The sequence below is a fragment of the Pedobacter sp. 05L430 genome (assembly GCF_056397585.1).
Window position 1 is genome coordinate 1 of the sequence record NZ_JBFTNT010000452.1, and the last position, 3,556, is coordinate 3,556.

Sequence of the window (3,556 nt, forward strand, 5' to 3'; positions counted from 1 at the left end):
GCAAGATATTAATGAAATTATGAACGTGATAAGAGGTAAATTAGGTGCCATAAGTGGCGGTAGTTTCTTCGTATTTAGTTTCCCTACAGTTCCTGGTTTTAGTAACGTGGAGGCATTGGATCTTGTACTACAAGATAAAACAGGTGGTAAGCTTGATAAATTCAGTGGTATAGCCAACGGTTTTATTGGTGAATTAATGAAACGTAAAGAAATTGCCGTTGCATTTACCACTTTTAAAGCAGATTATCCTCAATTACAACTCGAAGTAAACGACGAGAAAGCAAATCAGCTGGGTGTGAATGTTCGTGATATTTTGCAAACTATGCAAGCTTATTTTGGTAGTGCCCAGGCATCAGATTTTAACCGCTTTGGTAAGTATTACCGTGTGTTGGTTCAGGCTGACATTGCTGATAGGGCAGACCCGACTGCTATAGACAGAGTTTTTGTTAAAAATAAAACAGGAGAGATGGTGCCAATAAAAACGTTGGTTAAATTAACCCGTGTTTATGGCTCAGAAACTGCATCACGTTATAACTTGTTTAACTCTATTCAGGTGAACGCCATCCCTAAACCAGGATTTAGTTCTGGTGATGCGATCAATGCAATACAAGAGGTAGCTAAAGAACAATTACCTGCCGGATATGGATTTGAGTTCTCTGGACAAACCAGAGAAGAGATTTCATCAAACGGGCAATCGACAGTTGTATTTATACTTTGTTTAGTGTTCGTATATTTCTTGTTGGCAGCGCAGTATGAAAGCTATATTTTACCATTAGCAGTAATACTGTCTATTCCTACCGGAGTATTGGGTGTGTTTGTTGTAATAGGTTTAACCGGTATAGAAAATAACATCTATGTACAGGTAGCGCTGATCATGCTCATTGGTTTGCTCGCCAAGAATGCCATTTTGATTGTGGAGTTTGCGGTACAGCGAAGAAAGGCAGGTCTTACTTTGGTAAGTGCGGCAATAGAGGCAGCAAAACTAAGGTTACGTCCTATTCTAATGACTTCGTTAGCTTTCGTTGTAGGTTTGTTCCCAATGAGTATTGCAACAGGGCCATCGGCACAAGGTAACCACTCTATAAGTATTGGTGCTGCAGGAGGGATGCTTTCAGGAGTTATTCTTGGATTGTTCCTTATTCCGGTTCTATTTGTGATTTTCCAGCATCTGCAGGAAAAGGTATCAAGTAAACCAGCTGTGCTTACTGACGCTCAGGATGCAAATGGTGTTAAGGTAAAACCAGAATCAGAAATCATCTATTCGTAAGGTAAATAACAAATTTTAAAAAATAGATACTAATGAAAAAGTATATAAATACACTGGCCCCACTCTTAGTTTTAGTAGTGCTGGCCGGATGTAAAGTTTCTAAAGATGTAGCCATACCGAAAGCTGCAATTCCTGAGAATTTTAGGAATGCCAGTAGTAGCGATACCACTAGTATTGGCAATGTGTCTGTAAAGAATTTCTTTACAGAAGAGGGAGTACAACGATTGATAGACACTGCATTATTAAGGAATTACGATATGCAGATCGCTTTGAAAAATATTGAATCGGCAGAGGTGCTGTTTAAACAATCAAAGCTTGGCAATATCCCGGAATTAACGTTACAGGTTACTGCTAATGCTAATCGTCCATCTAATAGCAAGGAAAGCTATCCAAACTAGGGTAGTGGCTAACGTTGCTCAAGGTTATTACAGGTTACTAATGATGGATGCTCAGATGGCTGTGGCTAAAAAGAATCTTTTGTTAAACGATAGTACATTGCGCATTATACATATGCAGTTTGATGCCGGACAGGTAACTTCTTTGGCTATACAACAAGCAGAAGCTCAGCAACTGGTAGCTGCACAATTGATTCCGGAACTGGAACAAAATATCACCATTCAGGAAAATGCATTGCGCATTTTGACTGGTCAGTTGCCTGGTGCTGTTGAGCGTTTGGCAAGTTTAGAAAAGACAAATATTCCTTCGCAACTCTCATCAGGTGTACCTTCTTCAATGGTTAGCAGAAGACCTGACGTAAAAAGTGCCGAATTGTCTTTAAACATTGCTAATGCAAAGGTTGGGATTGCTAAAGCAAGCATGTATCCATCTTTAAGCATCACTGCAAGTGGAGGTTTGAACTCGTTTAAAGCTAGTAACTGGTTTAATATTCCTGCATCATTATTTGGTGTAGTTGGAGGTGGACTTACTCAACCTATATTTCAACGCAGACAATTGAAAAGCCAGTACGAACTTGCTAAAATAGATCGCGAAAAAGTAGTGCTTGAATTTAGACAATCTGTACTTAATGCTGTAGGTGAAGTGTCTGATGAATTGGTTAAACTAGAAAAACTAAAACTTCAGTATGATATTTCTTCTAAAAGAGTAACTACTTTACAAGAGGCAGTAAAAAATGCGAATCTATTGTTTAGAAATGGAATGGCTACCTATTTAGAGGTAATTACTGCTCAAAGTAACTCGTTGCAAAGTGAACTTGAATTGGCAGCGATAAAAACTGCGCAATTGAATGCTTCGGTTGAGCTGTATCGTTCGCTTGGTGGAGGAATATAAGACTATCGTAATTATATAACACCCGTCATCTCGACAACAGGAGAGGTCTCTTGAACTAGCAGGAACAAGAGGTCTCTCGGTACTCGGGATGACGGGTGTTTTAATTTAAAGCTATGATGTTATTCCCTTAAATATTCAATGCAGAATCCTGATAGCTGGTTGAATCTTTCTGATTAAAATTATTGGCAAAGGCAGCAGCCATATGCTCATCCAGATATATTGACGTATATCTCTGATCGGTAACATTTATAAATAATACGGTTTTTCCTTCAATAGTATTGATCACCAAATCCGACAGCTCGCTAGGTACTGCAGGGCAACCCTGACTGCGTCCAAGCCTTCCTAAAGCATTGATAGTTCCCTGACTAACATAATCTGCTCCATGTACTACAATAGATCTTCTGCGGGCATTGGAGTTGAAACCTTCATCCATACCATCCAGGCGTAGTGAACGACCATGTTGTCCACGATAGATCTCTGCAGTAAGGTAAAAGCCTATACTACTTTGAAAAGAATCATTAGAGTTTGAAAAGCGGGTGGCTTTATCAGCTCCGCTACGTTGCCCGTGAGCTACCCAGGTATTCAAAATTAGTTTCTTTTTATTAAGGTCAATGATCCAAAGTCTTTTTTCAGTACTGTTTTTATCAAAATCAGCTATTGAAAGGATAGACTTATCCTCCGAAACTTGTCCGGATTTTTTTAGATTATAGAAACCAGTAAGTGCTTTTTCAAACACAGAACGACTTAAACCTGTGTATTCGAGGTTTATTTCATTATAAATAGTGTTTACGTGATTGTCGTATAAACTGTCTTCAGTTATTTTTTCAACAATTACCGGCGTTGATGGTTCCCTATGTGTCCCATTAAAAATTGATAAAGAAAGGCTGAGCGCTAACATCGATACTCCCCCCAAAATGCATTTCGTCATAAACTTTAACTCTCGTGTTATTATTAAATAATGCGCTAATTTGTTAGTGTTTTTTCAAATACAGTCCTTTAGAT

4 protein-coding genes are annotated in these 3,556 nt (G+C 38.7%); 3 read left to right on the forward strand and 1 reads right to left on the reverse strand.

Annotation, left to right across the window (positions count from 1 at the left end):
* The 3 genes from AC1DG9_RS26285 to AC1DG9_RS26295 form a co-directional block, all read left to right on the forward strand.
* Positions 1–1,267: efflux RND transporter permease subunit (locus tag AC1DG9_RS26285; RefSeq protein WP_477635595.1), on the forward strand; the 1,267-nt coding region annotated here is incomplete at its 5' end.
* 32 nt (positions 1,268–1,299) lie between these two features.
* On the forward strand, positions 1,300–1,665 hold the full coding sequence (locus tag AC1DG9_RS26290; RefSeq protein ID WP_477635596.1) for a hypothetical protein: 366 nt from the start codon (positions 1,300–1,302) through the stop codon (positions 1,663–1,665).
* A gap of 4 nt (positions 1,666–1,669) precedes the next feature.
* Positions 1,670–2,554 (forward strand): TolC family protein, encoded by an 885-nt coding sequence (locus AC1DG9_RS26295; protein WP_477635597.1) that lies wholly within the window; start codon positions 1,670–1,672, stop codon positions 2,552–2,554.
* A 127-nt stretch (positions 2,555–2,681) separates the two neighbouring features.
* On the opposite strand, the gene AC1DG9_RS26300 is transcribed toward AC1DG9_RS26295, so the two are convergent.
* Entirely contained in the window at positions 2,682–3,482 is an 801-nt protein-coding gene (locus AC1DG9_RS26300; RefSeq protein ID WP_337716297.1) for a murein L,D-transpeptidase catalytic domain family protein, read from the reverse strand.
* Positions 3,483–3,556: the final 74 nt, after the last annotated feature.

Bases quoted from the DNA above. Each gene is read 5' to 3' on its own strand.
- AC1DG9_RS26300 (WP_337716297.1), bottom strand. From the start codon at position 3,482: ATGACGAAATGCATTTTGGGGGGAGTATCGATGTTAGCGCTCAGCCTT.
- AC1DG9_RS26290 (WP_477635596.1), top strand. From the start codon at position 1,300: ATGAAAAAGTATATAAATACACTGGCCCCACTCTTAGTTTTAGTAGTG.